This is a genomic window from Streptomyces sp. NPDC050121, assembly GCF_044460385.1.
Lineage (GTDB): Bacteria > Actinomycetota > Actinomycetes > Streptomycetales > Streptomycetaceae > Streptomyces > Streptomyces soliscabiei.
On the sequence record NZ_JBITJV010000023.1, the window covers coordinates 33166 to 50323 of the forward strand.

General features: G+C 71.3%; 16 protein-coding genes. 7 read left to right on the forward strand and 9 right to left on the reverse strand.

The annotated features are described in order from the left end of the window. Positions 1 to 64: 64 nt before the first annotated feature. Positions 65 to 724, forward strand: a complete 660-nt coding sequence (locus tag ACIBTS_RS30230; protein ID WP_079659853.1) for a hypothetical protein — start codon at positions 65 to 67, stop codon at positions 722 to 724. A 112-nt stretch (positions 725 to 836) separates the two neighbouring features. On the opposite strand, the gene ACIBTS_RS30235 is transcribed toward ACIBTS_RS30230, so the two are convergent. From ACIBTS_RS30235 to ACIBTS_RS30245, 3 genes are read right to left on the reverse strand one after another with little or no spacing between them, the layout of a single operon-like run. Beyond that, the gene (locus tag ACIBTS_RS30235; protein ID WP_399323524.1) at positions 837 to 1970 is read right to left on the reverse strand and encodes an Mrp/NBP35 family ATP-binding protein; all 1134 of its coding nucleotides are present in this window, start codon (positions 1968 to 1970) and stop codon (positions 837 to 839) included. Positions 1971 to 2013: 43 nt separating this feature from the next. Then, positions 2014 to 2640 carry a DUF1003 domain-containing protein gene (locus ACIBTS_RS30240; RefSeq protein ID WP_399323525.1) on the reverse strand — a complete coding sequence of 209 codons (627 nt, stop codon included), beginning with the start codon at positions 2638 to 2640 and terminating at the stop codon, positions 2014 to 2016. Next, on the reverse strand, positions 2624 to 3952 hold the full coding sequence (locus ACIBTS_RS30245) for a magnesium transporter MgtE N-terminal domain-containing protein (protein WP_399323526.1): 1329 nt from the start codon (positions 3950 to 3952) through the stop codon (positions 2624 to 2626). Before ACIBTS_RS30245 ends, ACIBTS_RS30240 begins: the two co-directional genes overlap by 17 nt. 175 nt (positions 3953 to 4127) lie before the next feature. Here ACIBTS_RS30245 and ACIBTS_RS30250 point away from each other — a divergent pair, with 175 nt between their 5' ends. Then, positions 4128 to 4880: a hypothetical protein gene (locus tag ACIBTS_RS30250; protein ID WP_399323528.1), complete on the forward strand. Its 753-nt coding sequence runs from the start codon at positions 4128 to 4130 to the stop codon at positions 4878 to 4880. On the opposite strand, the gene ACIBTS_RS30255 is transcribed toward ACIBTS_RS30250, so the two are convergent. After that, positions 4881 to 5399, reverse strand: a complete 519-nt coding sequence (locus ACIBTS_RS30255; protein ID WP_399323529.1) for a hypothetical protein — start codon at positions 5397 to 5399, stop codon at positions 4881 to 4883. 34 nt (positions 5400 to 5433) lie between these two features. Beyond that, positions 5434 to 6564, reverse strand: coding sequence for a magnesium and cobalt transport protein CorA (locus ACIBTS_RS30260; protein ID WP_399323531.1), 1131 nt, complete (start codon positions 6562 to 6564; stop codon positions 5434 to 5436). Positions 6565 to 7064: 500 nt separating this feature from the next. On the opposite strand from ACIBTS_RS30260, the gene ACIBTS_RS30265 reads away from it, so the two are divergent. After that, on the forward strand, positions 7065 to 7649 hold the full coding sequence (locus ACIBTS_RS30265; protein ID WP_399323532.1) for a suppressor of fused domain protein: 585 nt from the start codon (positions 7065 to 7067) through the stop codon (positions 7647 to 7649). A gap of 77 nt (positions 7650 to 7726) precedes the next feature. On the opposite strand, the gene ACIBTS_RS30270 is transcribed toward ACIBTS_RS30265, so the two are convergent. Beyond that, a complete protein-coding gene (locus ACIBTS_RS30270; RefSeq protein ID WP_399323534.1) occupies positions 7727 to 8986 on the reverse strand; it encodes an MFS transporter in 1260 nt (419 codons plus the stop codon). Between the two features lie 158 nt (positions 8987 to 9144). On the opposite strand from ACIBTS_RS30270, the gene ACIBTS_RS30275 reads away from it, so the two are divergent. From ACIBTS_RS30275 to ACIBTS_RS30285, 3 genes are all read left to right on the forward strand, one after another. Continuing rightward, positions 9145 to 9786 (forward strand): DUF6758 family protein, encoded by a 642-nt coding sequence (locus ACIBTS_RS30275; RefSeq protein ID WP_399323536.1) that lies wholly within the window; start codon positions 9145 to 9147, stop codon positions 9784 to 9786. Between the two features lie 187 nt (positions 9787 to 9973). Then, complete coding sequence (locus ACIBTS_RS30280; protein ID WP_319673681.1) at positions 9974 to 10831, forward strand: PHP domain-containing protein; 858 nt, start codon at positions 9974 to 9976, stop codon at positions 10829 to 10831. 54 nt (positions 10832 to 10885) lie between these two features. Next, positions 10886 to 11491, forward strand: a complete 606-nt coding sequence (locus ACIBTS_RS30285; RefSeq protein WP_079659837.1) for a MarC family protein — start codon at positions 10886 to 10888, stop codon at positions 11489 to 11491. Between the two features lie 89 nt (positions 11492 to 11580). Here ACIBTS_RS30285 and ACIBTS_RS30290 read toward each other — a convergent pair whose 3' ends face one another. After that, on the reverse strand, positions 11581 to 11733 hold the full coding sequence (locus tag ACIBTS_RS30290) for a hypothetical protein (RefSeq protein WP_399323537.1): 153 nt from the start codon (positions 11731 to 11733) through the stop codon (positions 11581 to 11583). A 193-nt stretch (positions 11734 to 11926) separates the two neighbouring features. Here ACIBTS_RS30290 and ACIBTS_RS30295 point away from each other — a divergent pair, with 193 nt between their 5' ends. Beyond that, complete coding sequence (locus ACIBTS_RS30295) at positions 11927 to 12823, forward strand: NYN domain-containing protein (RefSeq protein WP_079659836.1); 897 nt, start codon at positions 11927 to 11929, stop codon at positions 12821 to 12823. On the opposite strand, the gene ACIBTS_RS30300 is transcribed toward ACIBTS_RS30295, so the two are convergent. After that, positions 12820 to 13701 (reverse strand): alpha/beta fold hydrolase, encoded by an 882-nt coding sequence (locus ACIBTS_RS30300; RefSeq protein WP_399323539.1) that lies wholly within the window; start codon positions 13699 to 13701, stop codon positions 12820 to 12822. The genes ACIBTS_RS30295 and ACIBTS_RS30300 overlap by 4 nt on opposite strands. A gap of 98 nt (positions 13702 to 13799) precedes the next feature. Beyond that, a complete protein-coding gene (locus ACIBTS_RS30305) occupies positions 13800 to 16658 on the reverse strand; it encodes a DEAD/DEAH box helicase (protein WP_399323541.1) in 2859 nt (952 codons plus the stop codon). Positions 16659 to 17158: the final 500 nt, after the last annotated feature.

Here is a 17158-nt window from a genome sequence, read left to right on the forward strand (position 1 = left end):
GACGAGTACGCCCGAAGGGGGGCGGGCCGGTCGCTCCGTCGAGAACGAGGAGGCGTCCGGGCACATGGAGACGACGAGTCGGGCAGTCGCGCAGACGCCGGCCGCGGAGGGCGGACAGCAGGTCCCCTCCGCCCGGCGTACGGTCGACGGCTACCTGGAGGCACCCTTCCCCTGGTACGGCCTCGACGAGGCCTTCACGGGGCCGCGCTGGCTGATGCAGGTGGGTACGGCGGCCGACGGGGCCGTGGAGCACGGTTCCATCGGACACGGTGACGAACCCTCCGTACGGCACGAGACGGCCGGCGAGGACCGCGGGAAGTTCGCGGTCGTCGTGACCGTCGCCGCGAACCCCGTGCGGCGCAGCGCGGACGGCACGGGCCTGCTGGAGGCCACCTCGGTGTCCTCGGCGGCGTGGCTCGCGGGCGTGGGCCTGCTGTCCTTCACCTGGCCCGGCCAGATGGACCACAGCCTGCGCGACGACTGGCTGGACCAGCAGACCGAGACGGCCTGGGTCCTCGCCGACGATCTCGCGGGCTCGGACTGGTCGACGCTGACCCTGCCGGTCGACGGCGTGCCGACCCCGTTCCACTACCGCGAGTCCGAGTTCGGCTGGGTGCTGGCCGGTTCAACGCGGGAAGGGGTGCACGTGGGAGCGTATGGGAGGGGTATGAGCGCGTACGGCCTCGGCTTCGCCATGATCAAGGACATCGAGGCGTACGCCTGATCAGGCACGCGACCCCGTACGACAGTGGGGGCGCCGTCCATGACGGACGGCGCCCCCCACTGTCGTACGAAGGGCGGGCCTGGAACCGGCCTGGGACCGGGCTGGGACCGGGCTAGAACTTGTTGCGCGGGGTGATCCCCAGCGACAGCCCCGAAAGACCGCGCCGGCGTCCACCCAGCTTGCCCGCGATCGCGCGCAGGGCGGAGCCCGCCGGGGAGTCGGGGTCGGTCAGGACGACCGGCTTGCCCTCGTCGCCGCCCTCGCGCAGGCGGACGTCGATCGGGATGGAGCCGAGCACCGGGACGCTCGCGCCGGTCGTGCGGGTCAGGCCGTCGGCCACGCTCTGTCCGCCGCCGGTGCCGAAGACGTCGACCATCTCGCCGCAGTGCGGGCAGGGCAGGCCGGACATGTTCTCGACCACGCCGACGATCTTCTGGTGGGTCTGCACCGCGATGGAGCCCGCCCGCTCGGCGACCTCGGCCGCCGCCTGCTGAGGGGTCGTCACGACCAGGATCTCCGCGTTCGGGACCAGTTGGGCCACCGAGATCGCGATGTCACCGGTGCCCGGCGGGAGGTCCAGCAGCAGCACGTCCAGGTCGCCCCAGTACACGTCCGCCAGGAACTGCTGCAGCGCCCGGTGCAGCATCGGGCCGCGCCACACCACCGGGGCGTTGCCCGAAATGAACATGCCGATGGAGATGACCTTCACGCCGTTCGCCGACGGCGGCATGATCATGTTCTCCACCTGGGTCGGACGGCCGTCCGCGCCCAGCATGCGGGGCACGCTGTGGCCGTAGATGTCGGCGTCGACGACGCCCACCTTGAGTCCGTCGGCCGCCATCGCCGCCGCCAGGTTCACCGTCACCGACGACTTGCCGACGCCGCCCTTGCCGGACGCCACCGCGTACACGCGGGTGAGGGAGCCGGGCTTGGCGAAGGGGACCTCGCGCTCGGTCTGGCCGCCGCGCAGGGCGCTCGCCAGCTCCTTGCGCTGCTCGTCGCTCATCACGTCGAGGGTGACGTCGACGCGGGTGACGCCCTCGACGGCCGAGACCGCGTCGGTCACGCGCTGCGTGATGGTCTCGCGCATCGGGCAGCCGGAGACCGTCAGGTACACGGTGACCGCGACCGCCCCGTCCGCGCCGATCTCCACCGACTTCACCATCCCGAGCTCGGTGATGGGCCGGTTGATCTCGGGGTCGTTCACCGTCGCCAGTGCCTCGCGCACCGCGTCTTCGCTAGCCATAGGGTCGATGGTACGGCCCGGTAGCCGGGCCTCGGAAAGCCCGTCACCGGTCGTCTACGTCACGTCCTCGCGACCGTTCTGCCGGGAATACGGCGTGTTCGCGGTGCCCGTCCCGCCGATTCTCCAGTTCCTTGACCATGTCCTGCAGCTCCGAGCGGATCCAGTCCCGGGTGGCGACCTCGCCCAGACCGATCCGCAGGGCGGCGATCTCCCTGGTCAGGTACTCGGTGTCGGCGATGGACCGCTCGTTCTGCTTGCGGTCCTGCTCCAGGTTGACCCGGTCGCGGTCGTCCTGCCGGTTCTGCGCGAGCAGGATCAGCGGAGCCGCGTAGGAGGCCTGCAGCGACAGCATCAGGGTCAGGAAGATGAACGGGTAGTTGTCGAAGCGCAGGTCGCGCGGGGCGAAGATGTTCCACAGCACCCAGACGATGATGACGATCGTCATCCAGACGATGAACCGCCCGGTGCCCAGGAACCGTGCGATGCGCTCCGACAGCCGCCCGAAGGCCTCCGGGTCCCACTCGGGCACCAGCCGCCGCCGGGGCGGCCGGGGCTGGTCCAGCCGCGCCCGGGGACGGCTGGTCGCCGTCGCCCCGGCCGGTGTGCGGTTGTGGGGCGCGCCGGCCGTCGCGGTGCGCTCGCCGCGCCCGCTCTCACGCTCGGGAGTCATCCGGACCCGCCCCTTCGCCGTCCGTCCCGCCCTCGGCGCCGTCCTCGGTGAGGTGGAACTCCGTCTCCCGCCAGTCCTCCGGCAGCATGTGGTCCAGGACGTCGTCCACGGTCACCGCGCCGAGCAGCGACCCCGCCTCGTCCACGACGGGCGCCGCGACCATGTCGTACGTCGCGAAGAACCCGGCGACGACCGGCAGCGCCGCGTCCGGCGCCAGGGTCTGCAGATCCTCGTCGAGGAGCGCGCTGACCAGCGTGTACGGCGGATCGCGCAGCAGGCGCTGGAAGTGGACCGTGCCGAGGTACTTGCCGGTCGGCGTCTCGTCGGGCGGGCGGCAGACATAGACCTGGGCGGCGAGGGCGGGGGAGAGGTCGGCGTTGCGCACCCGCGCGAGGGCGTCGGCGACGGTGGCGTCGGGGCGCAGGACGATCGGCTCGGTGGTCATCAGCCCGCCCGCGGTGTGCTCCTCGTACGCCATCAGGCGCCGCATGTCGGCCGCGTCGGCGGGTTCCATCAGGCTCAGCAGCCGCTCCTGGTCCGCCGTCGGCAGCTCGGCGAGCAGGTCGGCCGCGTCGTCGGGGTCCATGGCCTCCAGGACGTCCGCGGCGCGCTCCTCCTTCAACTTGCCGAGGATCTCGATCTGGTCGTCCTCCGGGAGCTCCTCCAGGACGTCGGCGAGGCGGTCGTCGTCGAGGGCGGCGGCGACCTCCGCGCGCCGCTTCGGCGACAGGTGGTGCAGCACGTTGGCGAGGTCGGCCGGGCGCAGCTGCTCGAAGGTGGCGAGGAGGCTCTCCGCGCCCTGCCCGTGCTCTTCCAGCGAGAACCCGGTGACCGCCGACCACTCCACCGTCAGCGTCTCGCCCTTGGCCCGCCGGAAGGCGCTCGCCTTCCTGCCCTTGCGCACGAAGACGCGGTCGATCTCCCAGTCCCGGCGGGCCGGCAGCTGCCGCAGCGACACGTCGAGGACGGTGACTTCCTCTCCCGGCCCCCCGGCCTCGACGAGACTGACGCGCCGGTCCAGCAGTTCGCCGAAGACGAGCCGCTCGGTGGGCCGCTGCTCGAAGCGCCGGACGTTGACCACGCCGGTGGTGATGACCTGGCCGGACTCGATGCCGGTCACCCGGGTCATGGGCAGGAAGATCCGGCGCCGCGTGGACAGTTCGACGACCAGCCCGAGCACCCTCGGGGGCCGCCGCCCGACACGCAACATGACGACCAGATCGCGCACGCGCCCCACCTGGTCGCCGCTCGGGTCGAAGACGGGGACGCCGGCGAGGTGCGACACGAAGATCCGCGGGGCGCCCGCTGCCATGACCACACCTCCGTCCTTTTCCCAATTGCCCGTCCGTGCGGGCTTCAGGCTAGCCCGTCCCGATCGCAGACGCCCTGGTGGGCGGTCCGGACGGACTGGCTCCGCCGGCACCCGCGGACCCCGGTACGCTGCCGTACGCCGCTCAGCACACCCCCGCAGAAAGGCAGCCTTCTCTGTGACTGCGATTCCCCCGGGCCGTACTCGTCGGACCGCTCTGGTGAGCGCGGTGTGCGCACTGGTCGTGGGCCTGGGAGCGAGCGGGTGCAGCGAGGATCCGGACGCGGGCACGAACGGCGTGGGCAAGCTGTCCGCCAAGGAGATCCAGACGAAGGCGCAGACGGCCGCCGGTTCCGTGGACGCGGTGCGACTCTCGGGGAGCGTCGTCACCAGCGGGAAGACGTACAAGCTCGACATGAGCCTGAAGGCGGACGGCGGCAGCGGGTCGGTCACCGCGGAAGGGGCCACCTTCCGGTTGCTGCGGGTCGGCGAGCAACTGTTCCTGAAGGCCGACGCGGAGTTCTGGAACCACGACGACGGCACGTCCGACGACGGCGGTTCGGACACGGCCGCGGGCGACAAGCTCGAGGGCAAGTACGTGAAGGTGCCGACGGGCGACCCCTCGTACAAGAAGTTCAGCGGCTTCACGGACAAGAACCTCCTCCTCGACGGTCTGCTGACCTTGCACGGCTCTCTGGACACGGACGGCCACCACGAGCAGTCCGGCGTCCGCACGATCCGCATCACCGGCGACGGCGGCTCCGGCGGCACGCTGGACGTGTCCCTGGAGGGCGAGCCGTACCCGCTGCGACTGGTGCGGGCCGGCGGCGCGGGCACGTTGAGCTTCTCCGCCTGGGGCAAGGACTTCGCCCTGACGGAACCGGCGAAGGACGAGACGGTGGACTACGGCAAGCAGCTGCCGACGTCGTGACTACCGCTTGCGGCGTCTCTTGCCCAGGAGCAGCCTCGGCAGCCCCGCCGGGACCGGCTCACGCGTGGTGGCGGGCGACGGCACGGGCCGCGCCGCCAGATCCCCGTCGGGCAGGGGCAGCGTGGCCCCCGTCGGCTCCAGGCGCAGCACCCGGCACTCCCGTGCCCAGCGCTCGGTCATCGCCTCGCCGTCGGGCGCGTTCAGCCGCTTGCCCTTGAGGTCGGCGACGGCGGCCTCCCAGGCCTCGCCGCCGGGCGCGAGCCCGACGACCGTCGCCGTCCAGGAGACCAGCCGGCCCCCCTTGTCCTTGCTGCGGACGGTGACCTCGGCCGAGCCGCCCTCGACGAGCCCCGGCAGCGGCTGCTCACCGGGACCGTCGCCGACCAGAGTGGCCGCGCCCTCGTGCCACACGTGCCACAGTGCACGCGCGGCCGGTTCGCCGGCGCCCCGGACCCAGATGAGGCCGGACTTCTTGGTGGCCTCCTCGACGAGGGCCTGGTCGAGCAGCTCTCTTGTCATGACGCCAGCCTAGCCAGGGCCCGCCCGGCGGCCCTCACAGCCAGCCGTTGCGCTTCAGCGTGCGGTGGATGCCGACGCACATGCCCACCATGACCGCCATGACGACCGGGTAGCCGAACTTCCAGTGCAGTTCCGGCATGTAGTCGAAGTTCATGCCGTACACCCCGCACACCATCGTCGGCACGGCGATGATGGCGGCCCAGGACGTGATCTTGCGCATGTCCTCGTTCTGCGCGACGGACGCCTGCGCGAGGTTGGCCTGGAGGATCGAGTTGAGCAGCTCGTCGAAGCCGATGACCTGCTCCTGGACCCGGGCGAGGTGGTCGGCGACGTCCCGGAAGTACTTCTGGATGTCGGGGTCGACCAGCCGCATCGGCCGCTCGCTCAGCAGCTGCATCGGCCGCAGCAGCGGCGACACCGCACGCTTGAACTCCAGTACCTCACGCTTGAGTTGGTAGATCCGGCCGGCGTCCGTGCCGCGCGGGGTGCCCTTGCGGCCCGGCGAGAACACCTCCGTCTCGACCTCGTCGATGTCGTCCTGCACGGCGTCGGCGACCGCGACATAGCCGTCGACGACGTGGTCGGCGATCGAGTGCAGCACGGCCGAGGGGCCCTTGGCGAGCAGCTCGGGGTCGTCCTGGAGCCGGTGGCGCAGCGCGCGCAGCGAGCCCTGGCCGCCGTGTCGGACGGTGATGAAGAAGTCCTTGCCGGTGAAGCACATGACCTCACCGGTCTCGACGACCTCGCTGTTGGCCGTGAGCCGGTCGTGCTCGACGTAGTGGATCGTCTTGAAGACGGTGAAGAGGGAGTCGTCGTAGCGCTCCAGCTTGGGCCGCTGGTGCGCCTGCACCGCGTCCTCCACGGCCAGCGGGTGCAGCCCGAACTCGGCTGCGATACCGGCGAATTCGGCCTCCGTCGGCTCGTGCAGACCGATCCACACGAAGCCTCCGTCGCGCCGCACCTGACGCATGGCCTCCTGCGGGGTCGGCGGCTGCGGGAAGGTGACGCGCGAGCCGTCGCGGTAGACGGCGCAGTCGACGACGGCCGACGGCGTCGCCGGGTCACGGGTGGTGTCGTAGGCGCCGCTGTCCATGCGCCCGCCCCCCTTGCGCAGGGAGGGGCGGGCGGGGCGGACGACGGCACGGAGGTCGCGGATCATCGACATGGCAGGCTCCTTCGCGACGAGCAAAGAAAGACCGCCACGACGGGTGGAACTGCCCGGAATGGGGACGTCCTGACTGGCTCTCCCCGGCCGGCAGGGCTGGGAAGGATGTTTGGCACGTCCACAAAGCGGGGAGCACCGCTCCGTCGCGGTGGCGAGCTTCGCTACTGATTCAGATCAGATTCAGATCAGACAGATCAGGCAAGAACGAAACGAAGTGCTCTTCGGCGTGAAGATGAGCGCGAGCGTTGGCGACCAGCCGGAGGCGAAGAGGCCAGAGCAGCTGCATCAGCGGCCGGAAGAGCGAGTGGTACTGCACGGGTGACTTCGATCCATGACAGCCCCACCTCCTCCAGCCGGTCCCTCGTAAGGGAGTCTCGTCTGCGTCGGGGCAAGATCGCGACGCTTCAGCGTGCTGCCCCGAACTACCGGCCCAGAGTACCAGCCGACCGAAGTGTCAAGGCGCTGCTTTACCCTGCGCCGACCAGTTCTATGCTCGCCGCATGGCTGATGTTCTTCCTCTGGTCGAGGCTCGTTTGCGCACTGCGCTGGGCGAGCCGGACGCCCGCGCCGCGGTCACCTTCCTCGGTACGGACCGCGTCGAGGTGCTGCGTTTCCACGAGGGCGACGTCGTCCGCTACGCCACCCTCGGCATGTCCGCGCAGCCGATGAGCGACCCCACGGCGGTGCTCGCGGACCCGGCTCTGGGACCGCGCGCCGAGCTCGTCCTGTCGGTCCGCCCCGGCACCGCCGACACGGACAAGGTGCTCCGCCCGCTCGCCGTGCTCGCCGCGTCCCCGCAGGTCGAGGGCGTGGTCGTGGCCCCCGGCGCGTCCCTCGACGTCGGTGAACCCCTGTGGCCCGGCGCCCCGTTCACCTCGGTCCTGGTCGCCGAGCCGGGCGGCCTGGTCGAGGACCTCGACCTCGACGAGCCCCTCGACCCGGTCCGTTTCCTGCCCCTGCTCCCCATGACCCCGAACGAGGCCGCCTGGAAACGCGTGCACGGCGCCCAGGCCCTTCAGGAGCGCTGGCTGACGAACGGGACGGACCTGCGGGATCCCTCCCGCGGGTCCGTCCCGCTCGACTGAGGCCCGGGTGACCGATGTCACCAACACGTGCCTGAAAACGTCTCGTTGGCTTCCGTCGGGCCGTCAGGCCGTCGGGCTCAGTTCGCGAAGACGGCCACGCCGTCCTCGGCCGCGTGCCTCGGCTCCAGTTCCGCTGCCATGGGGGTCCCCCCGCTCGAGCGAAGCCGAGAGTGGGGGAAGGTGAGGGCCTTGCGCCGTACGACGACCACGACCGCGCCGAGGACCGCCGTCACCGCCGCGACGACGAACGGCATGCGGATGTCGGTCCACTCCTCGATCTTCGGCGCGAAGTAGGGCGCGGCCGCCGCCGCGAACCACCGCACGAAGTTGTAGCCGGCGCTCGCCACCGGCCGCGGGGCGTCGGAGACACCGAGCGCCAACTCGGTGTAGACCGTGTTGTTCACGCCGATGAACGCGCCCGACAGGATCGTGCAGACGATCGCCGTGGTGTGGTCGCCGTAGCCGAGGGCGAGTACGTCGACGGCGAGCAGCACCAGTGAGCCGCCGAGTACCCGCAACGAGCCGAACCGCTTCTGGAGCCGCGGCGCCACGACCACCGAGAAGACGGCGAGCAGCAGACCCCAGGCGAAGAACACCGCCCCCGACTTGTACGGGGTCATGTTCAGCACGAACGGGGTGAAGGCCAGCACGGTGAAGAACGTGTAGTTGTAGAAGAACGCCGAGGCTGCGGCGGAGGCGAGTCCGCCGTGGCCGAGCGCCTTGAGCGGGTCCAGGAGTGAGGTCCTGCGGGCCGGCTTCGGCTGCTCCTTCAGGAACACCGTGATGCACAGGAAGCCGATCGCCATCAGGAACGCGGTGCCGAAGAACGGGTAGCGCCAGCTGGCGTCGCCGAGCAGTGCGCCCAGCAGCGGTCCGCAGGCCATGCCGAGGCCGAGGGCGGACTCGTACAGCAGGATGGCGGCCGCGCTGCCGCCGGCCGCGGCGCCGACGATCACCGCCAGGGCCGTGGAGACGAAGAGCGCGTTGCCGAGCCCCCAGCCCGCCCGGAAGCCCACCAGCTCGGCGACCGAGCCCGAGGTGCCGGCCAGCCCGGCGAAGACGACGACGAGCGCGAGGCCGAGCAGCAGCGTGCGGCGGCCGCCGATGCGGCTGGAGACGAAGCCGGTGACCAGCATCGCGAAGGCGGTGATCAGGAAGTACGAGGTGAAGAGCAGGGAGACCTGGCCGGCCGTGGCGTCCAGGCCCTGGGCGATGGACGGCAGGATCGGGTCGACGAGGCCGATGCCCATGAAGGCGACGACGGACGCGCCGGCCGTCGCCCACACCGCCTTCGGTTGCCGCAGGATGCTCCCGGCTCCGGCGTCGAACGTGTCCATGGTTCCCCTCACCCTCTGAGATGGTTGGTGTATGCACATAGTAAGTTAGCTCGGCTAATTAGTGCAAGTTACATGTAAATGCCGCCGGTTCAACTGGTTCCGCCCGGACGGGTGATCGTCCTTGACGTGGGCGGGCTCGGGTAGGACCGTGGGGCCCTATGAGGGGCGAACCCAGTTGCCCGAAGTGTGGTGGCCGGGTCAGGGCTCCCGGACTCTTCTCCGACTCCTGGCAGTGCGATGTGCACGGGACGGTGCATCCGCTGCAGCCCGTGATCCCGCCCAGCGTCGAGGCCCTCAGTGTTGTCGTGCACCGCACGCAGGTCCCGGTGTGGATGCCGTGGCCGCTGCCGGTCGGCTGGCTCTTCACGGGCGTCACGTACGCGGGCGACGACCGCAGTGGAGGCCGCGCCACCGTTGTCGCCTGCTCCGGGCCGGGCCCGCTCGGCGGCATGGGCGAGCTGATCCTGGTCGCCGAGGAGCTGGGCGTCGGCCTCGGCGCGCGGTACGCCGGTGTCGACGGACCCGACCCTGGCCCTTACATGAGCGTCGAGAAACCCCCGCAGGCGAAGGTCCTGGCCGCGGGCCGGCCGACCCCCCTGTGGCATGTCTCCGCCACCCCGGACGACCGCGCGGTCTTCGCGGGCGAGGCACGGGGGCTGTGGCTGTGGGCGGTCGTGTGGCCCGAGCAGTCGGGGCTGCTGATGTACGACGAGCTGGTCCTGACGGACCTGCGGGACGCGGGGGCGGAGATCGAGCTGGTGCCGTGCGGGGCGCTTTCGCCGCGCCTGCTCAAGCCGTAGGGGCCGTAGGGGCTGGGCTTTGGGGGCGTGTGCAGGTCGTCGGTGGCTGGTCGCGCAGTTCCCCGCGCCCCTCAGAGACCTGCCTGTGTAAAGGGTGAACCTGGACTTTGGGTGTGACAGGTGGCGTTCGAATGGGCGCTATGCTGGAGCGTCCCCGTCCGTCCTGTCATCGCCTGGAGCCTGCGTCGTGCGCATTGATCTGCACTGTCACTCCACGGCCTCCGACGGTACGGACACCCCGGCCGAGCTGGTACGCAATGCCGCCGCCGCCGGTCTGGACGTCGTCGCGCTGACCGATCACGACACCACCCGGGGATACGCCGAGGCCATCGCCGCGCTGCCGCAGGGGCTCACGCTCGTCACCGGCGCCGAGCTGTCCTGTCGTATCGACGGCATCAGCATGCACATGCTGGCCTACCTGTTCGACCCCGAGGAGCCCGCTCTGCTCGCCGAGCGTGAGCTGGTGCGTGACGACCGAGTGCCGCGGGCGCGCGGGATGGTCGCCAAGCTCAACGCGCTGGGCGTGCCCGTCACCTGGGGGCAGGTCGAGCGGATCGCCGGCGAGGGGTCCGTCGGGCGGCCGCATGTCGCCACCGCGCTGGTCGAGCTGGGCGTCGTACCGACCGTGAGCGACGCGTTCACCGAGGACTGGCTGTCCGACGGCGGCCGGGCCTACGTCGAGAAGCACGAGACCGACCCCTTCGAGGCGATCCGGCTGGTCAAGGGCGCGGGCGGGGTCACCGTCTTCGCGCACCCCGGTGCCGACAAGCGGGGGCGCACGGTGCCGGAGGCGGCGATCGCCGAGCTGGCCGCGGCCGGCCTCGACGGCATCGAGGTCGACCACATGGACCACGACGAGGACACCCGGGCGCGACTGCGCGGGCTGGCCGCCGATCTGGGGCTGTTGGTCACCGGCTCGTCGGACTACCACGGCAGCCGCAAGACGTGCGTGCTCGGTGAGTACACGACCGACCCCGAGGTATACGGGGAGATCACCCGACGGGCCACCGGGGCGTTCCCCGTGCCGGGGACCGGCGGAGCCTGACGCTCACCCCTCCGCACCTCCACTCACCCTCTTTCGCGCAAGGCCTCCGTACTGATGTTCGACGTCGCTGTCTTCGGTTCTCTCTTCCTCACCCTTTTTGTCATCATGGATCCCCCCGGGATCACCCCGATCTTCCTCGCGCTGACCGCCGGACGCCCCGGCAAGGTGCAGAAGCGGATGGCCTTCCAGGCGGTCTGCGTGGCGGGCGGTGTGATCACCGTCTTCGGGCTTTTGGGCCACCAGATCCTCGACTACCTGCATGTCTCCGTGCCCGCGCTGATGATCGCGGGCGGGCTGCTGCTTCTGCTGATCGCGCTCGACCTGCTCACCGGCAAGACCGACGAGCCGAAGCAGACCAAGGACGTCAATGTCGCGCTCGTCCCGCTGGGCATGCCGCTGCTGGCCGGACCGGGCGCGATCGTGTCCGTCATCCTCGCCGTGCAGAAGGCCGACGGCGTGGCCTCGCAGGTGTCGGTCTGGACGGCGATCCTCGCCATCCATGCCGTGCTGTGGCTGGTGATGCGGTACTCGCTGCTGATCATCCGCGTCATCAAGGACGGCGGTGTGGTCCTCGTGACGCGGCTCGCTGGAATGATGCTCTCCGCGATCGCCGTGCAGCAGATCATCAACGGGGTCACCCAGGTGATCCGGGCGAGCTGAAACATTGCCGGTACACGCAGAGCCCCCTACGGCCGCTTGAATCCAAGCCGGCTGCAGGGGGCTCTGAAACCTGTGTGCAAGGACCCGTGTTACGAGGCCGCGGTGTCGGCCGGACGGATCCACAGCCGCTGCCCGATGGCGGCGGCCTGCTGAACGATCCGGTTGACGGAGGCGGCGTCCACGACGGTGCTGTCCACGGGCGTGCCGTCGACGTCGTCGAGTCGCATGATTTCGAAGCGCATTGCTTCTCCCTTCGTCTGGTCATCCCCGGTGGGGGATTGCTGCGTACATGAGGAGTCAACGCGATGCGTGTTACAAACATTCCCTACGCTAAAGAAATTTTTCGAACAGCTAACTACTAACGGGTAAGTGGGTTTGCGGAGACTGAACGGGACCGGTTGTGTTCGCAGCGTGACCACCGGGACAATGGAGACGATGAACGACGACCTCCCGGCCCTCGCCGCCCGCATCGACCGCACGAACGAGCTGCTGACCCGCATGCTCGCCGAGGTGGCCAAGACGCCCTCGACCCACGCGATCTTCGTCGACGCGGGGTACCTGTACGCGGCCGCGGGACGCCTGGTGGCCGGGACCGAGGACCGTCGCGCCTTCGACCTCGACGCGGAGGGCCTGATCGAGGCGCTCATCGACCGGGCCCGCTCGATCTTCGCCGACAGCCGGCTGCTGCGCGTCTACTGGTACGACGGCGCCCGGCGCCGCATCCACACCGCCGAGCAGCAGTCCATCGCCGAACTGCCGGACGTCAAGGTGCGGTTGGGCAACCTGAACGCCAACAACCAGCAGAAGGGCGTCGACTCGCTGATCCGGACGGACCTTGAGTCACTGGCCCGCCACCGCGCCATCAGCGACGCGGCCCTGCTGGGCGGCGACGAGGACCTGGTCTCGGCGGTGGAGGCCGCCCAGGGGTACGGCGCCCGCGTCCACCTCTGGGGCATCGAGGCCCCGGAAGGCCGCAACCAGGCCGAGCCGCTGCTCTGGGAGGTCGACAGCCAGCGCACCCTCGACCTCGACTTCTTCAAGCCGTACGTCGCACGGCGCACCGTCGCCGGCTACGAGGCGAACGGCGCGAGCCGGCCCACCCGCGAGGCCGTCCGCTTCGTCGGCGCGCAGATCGCGGCGAAGTGGCTCGCCGCCCGGGGCAGGGAGACCCTCGCGGAGCTGCTGCCGGGCCACCCCTACCTCCCCGGCTCCGTCGACCAGGATCTCCTCGTCGAGGCCGAGGGCATCCTGCAGTACTCCCTGCGCGGCCAGGCCGACCTGAGACGCGCCCTGCGGGACGGCTTCTGGGAGCACGTGCAGGGGCAGTACTAGCGGTGCTGGACTCGTCCCCAGAAATCGGCGAGGGCGTGGGCCGTCGGCAGCGGCTGGTCCAGGTTCGGTGAGTGCTCGGCGCCCGGCATGACGGTCCGGTGCGCACGCAGCTCCAGGGCCATGCCGTCCAGGAGAGTGACCGGCCAGGTGTCGTCCCGCGCGCCCGACAGGACGTGGAACGGCAGGGGAACGGCGGCGAGTTCGGCGATGCGGTTCGGCTCGACGCACAACTGGCGCCCGGTGACGAGGAGTTGGGCAGGCTTGTGGTTGAGCCAGCGCAACCGCAACTGCTCCGGGTCGCCGAAGCCGCGGGCCGGCCCGCCGACCTCCTCCGGCGGCCCCATCGCCACGATCGCCGCCCACACCTGAGGCATCGTCATCACCGCGAGCGCGTCGTGCAGCAGCTTCACGCGCTGCTTCTGCGACTCCGAGATCTCGGCCGGACCCGACGAGATCAACGTGAACGAGACGAAGGGGGAGTGGTCGAGGAGGACGGCGGCGCGGGCGATCTGACCGCCGAGGGAGTGCCCGACGAGGTGCAGGGGCGTGTCGAGAGCCGCCGCCTGCGCCAAAACGTCCCGGGCCAACTCCGCCTGGACGTAGGGGGATTCGTCCTCAGCCGGTCCATCGGACTCGTTCTGTCCACGCCCGTCCACGGAGATGCTCCGGTAGCCGCGGACCGCCAGCGGCCCGTGCAACTGGTGGAAGTCCTCCTTGCTCCCGGTGAAGCCTGGCAGCAGCAGCGCGACACCGCGCGGCTCGACACCGGCAGCCACGGGCGCGTCGACGACGGCGAACTCACCCCGCTCGGTCCGCAGCAAGTACGCACGCGCGCCGGCGGGCGGAGGGAAAGGAGTGCTGCTGCTCGGCGTGGTCACGTGCCGAGGCTACCGGGAGCGTGCGCCGCGCACGCCGACGGCCCGGCCCCTCATCGAGGAGGGGCCGGGCCGTCGGACTGTCGTGCCGTGCCGGTCGGTCAGCCGTCCGCGGGCTCCGCGGCGGCCGTCGCCTTGCGGGTGCGACGCACCCTCGGCTTGGCCTCGGCCTCGGCGGCGGGGGCCTCGGTCGGTGCGGTGGCTGCCGTCTTGCGGGTGCGGCGCGGCTTGGTGGCTGCGGCTTCCTGTGTGGCCTGGGCCGGGATGTCGGCCGTGGTGACCGTCGTCTCGGGCTCGGTGGCCTTGCGGGTGGTGCGGCGGCGCGGCTTGGCCTCGGTCGCCTCCGCGGTGTCGACCGCGGCCTCGGCCGGTGCGGTGGCGGCCGTCTTACGGGTCCGGCGCGGCTTGACCTCCGCGGTCTCCGCGACCGGCTCCGCCTCCGTCACCTTGGCGGCCGAGGCGGCCGTCTTGCGGGTGCGGCGCGGCTTGGCCTCGGTGCCCTCGGCGGTGTCGACCGCGGTCACGGCCTCGGCCGGTGCCGTGGCAGCCGTCTTGCGGGTGCGCCGCGGCTTGGCCTCCGTCGCGGTGGCTTCCGGGGCTTCGACGGTCGCGGCGGTAGCGGCCGTCGCTGCCGTCTTGCGGGTGCGGCGCGGCTTGGCCTCGGTGGCCTCGGCCGTGTCCACAGCGGCTTCGGCCGGAGCCGTCGCCTTGCGGGTGCGGCGCGGCTTGGCCTCGGTCGCCTCGGCGGTGTCGACCGCGACCGCAACCGCGGCCTCGGTCGGTGCGGTGGCTGCCGTCTTGCGGGTGCGGCGCGGCTTGGCCTCCGTCGCGGTGGCTTCCGGGGCTTCGACGGTCGCGGCGGTAGCGGCCGTCGCTGCCGTCTTGCGGGTGCGGCGCGGCTTGGTGGCTGCGGCTTCCTGTGTGGCCTGGGCCGGGATGTCGGCCGTGGTGACCGTCGTCTCGGGCTCGGTGGCCTTGCGGGTGGTGCGGCGGCGCGGCTTGGCCTCGGTCGCCTCCGCGGTGTCGACCGCGGCCTCGGCCGGTGCGGTGGCGGCCGTCTTACGGGTCCGGCGCGGCTTGACCTCGGTCTCGGGTGCGGCTGCGGGCTCGACGGTCGCGGTGACCTCCGGGGCCACGGCGGGAGCCGCCACCTTCCGGGTACGGCGGCGCGGCTTGACCTCGGCCGCCTCGGCGGTCTCGGGCGCCTCCGTGGCCTCCACCGTGTCGACCACGGTCTCGGCGGCGGCGGCCACCTTGCGGGTACGGCGACGGCGCGGCTGCGCCGGGATCTCCGGAGCGGACTCCGGGGTGGTGTCGAGGGCCGGGGCCTCCACCGTCGTCACGGCCGCTTCCGCGGCCTCGGCGACGGCCTCGACGGCCGCAGAGGTGGCGGTGGCCGTCACAGCGGCGGCCTCCTGCGCCGACCCACTGCGCGTACGGCGCCGACGGCGCGGGGTGCGCGGACCGGCGGCCTCCTCCGTCACGGACGTCGGCTCGGCCAGGGGCGCCTGCTGCGGTGCCGTGGTCGCGGCGGGCGCCGGCGTCGCGTCGAGAGGTGCGCCGTTGCGGGTACGACGGCGGCGACGCGGCGTACGGGCGGCACGCTCGCGCTCACCGGCACCGGAACGCTCACCGGCACCGGAACGCTCGCCGGAACCGGAACGCTCGCCGGAACCGGAACGCTCGCGCGCACCGGAGCGGGAGTCGCCCCGGCCGCCTCGCTCGCCCCGGCCGCCGCGGTCACCGCGACCGCGTCCGGCGCGTCCGCCCGGCTCGCCCAGGTCCTCCAGCACCTCCGCGTCGAGCCCGGCGCGGGTGCGCTCCGCGCGCGGCAGGACACCCTTGGTGCCCGCGGGGATGTTCATCTCCTCGAAGAAGTGCGGGGAGGTGGAGTACGTCTCCGGCGGGTCGCTGAAGTCGAGCTCCAGCGCCTTGTTGATGAGCTGCCAGCGCGGGATGTCGTCCCAGTCGACGAGCGTGACGGCGATGCCCTTGGCGCCCGCGCGGCCGGTACGACCGATGCGGTGCAGGTACGTCTTCTCGTCCTCGGGGGACTGGTAGTTGATGACGTGCGTGACGCCCTCGACGTCGATGCCGCGGGCGGCGACGTCGGTGCAGACGAGAACGTCGACCTTGCCGTTGCGGAAGGCGCGCAGCGCCTGCTCGCGGGCGCCCTGGCCGAGGTCGCCGTGGACGGCGCCGGAGGCGAAACCGCGCTGCTGGAGCTGGTCGGCGAGGTCGGCCGCGGTGCGCTTGGTGCGGCAGAAGACCATGGCCAGTCCCCGGCCGTCGGCCTGCAGAATGCGCGCGACCATCTCGGGCTTGTCCATGTTGTGCGCGCGGTACACGTGCTGCTTGGTGTTCGCGACGGTCCTGCCCGCGTCGTCGGGCGAGGTGGCGTTGATGTGCGTGGGCTGCGACATGTAGCGGCGGGCGAGACCGATGACCGCGCCCGGCATGGTCGCCGAGAACAGCATGGTCTGGCGCTTCGCCGGAAGCATGTTGATGATCTTCTCGACGTCGGGCAGGAAGCCCAGGTCGAGCATCTCGTCGGCCTCATCGAGGACGAGCGACCTGATGTGCTTGAGGTCGAGCTTCTTCTGGCCCGCGAGGTCCAGCAGGCGGCCCGGGGTGCCGACGACGACGTCGACGCCCTTCTTGAGGGCCTCGACCTGGGGCTCGTAGGCCCGGCCGCCGTAGATGGCGAGGACGCGCACGTTGCGCACCTTGCCCGCGGTCAGCAGGTCGTTGGTGACCTGCGTGCACAGCTCACGCGTGGGGACGACGATGAGCGCCTGCGGGGCGTCGGTGAGGGCCTCGGGCTGGGCGCGGCCGGCCTCGACGTCGGCGGGGACGGTCACGCGCTCGAGGAGCGGGAGGCCGAAGCCGAGCGTCTTGCCGGTGCCGGTCTTGGCCTGGCCGATGACGTCCGTGCCCGTGAGGGCCACGGGGAGCGTCATCTCCTGGATGGGGAAGGGAGTGGTGATGCCGACGGCCTCCAGGGCCTCGGCGGTCTCGGAAAGGATCCCGAGCTCTCGAAACGTCGTAGTCAGGGTGCTGCCTCTTCTGTGTGCGCGGTGCGAGGCGAGCGCGGGGGGTCTTTGACGGACCGTGCCGGGGGACGTCGGCTGCCCTACGGGCTGCCCTTGGGGGCACTGCCGTATGGCACGGGACCTCTGCCGACGCTCTAGCGCTCGTACCGCTGAGGGGTTCCCTCCGATCGTCGTACGCACAGTGCCGTACGGTCAGGGAGGGCTGTCGGGTCGGAGCCGATCGGGCCACCGACCGGGCATCCTCATACGTGCGGCCCGTCGAATATTCGGCAGGCGCATTACCACCATACCCCGGAATCGTGCACATGCGATGGCCGATTCGGTCACGTTGTGGTTGTCACAGTGCCAGGCGTGGTCCCGTACGTCTTCGTTGTCACACTGACTGACCAGGGACTTCCACCGTGCGG